At 52.4% G+C, this 252-nt stretch carries 1 pseudogene; it reads right to left on the reverse strand.

From position 1 onward, the window contains the following. Positions 1 to 53: 53 nt before the first annotated feature. A pseudogene (locus J3482_RS20590) lies at positions 54 to 252 on the reverse strand (S16 family serine protease); the annotation flags it as partial.

The raw sequence follows: 252 nt of genomic DNA on the forward strand, positions 1-252 counted from the left end.
GACAAATTGCGTGTGTCAGACGATATCTTGTTGGAATTAATTCGCCACTACACACGGATGTACGACAAAGCGGTCTGTGCACTTTCCTTCATCACGTCACCCAATTGACCGGTCAGTTTCACTTTGCCATTACCCGGTACCACCGACACTTCCACCGTGAGCAAAAGCGCATTACCGTGACCATCGCGATGGTGCACGACTTTTTGGGGCCGCGCAAGTTTGAGTACGGGCGCGCGCAAGAGCAAGATGAGG

Origin of the sequence: Alicyclobacillus suci (assembly GCF_017329615.1) — a bacterium.
In the GTDB taxonomy this organism is placed as follows: domain Bacteria; phylum Bacillota; class Bacilli; order Alicyclobacillales; family Alicyclobacillaceae; genus Alicyclobacillus; species Alicyclobacillus suci.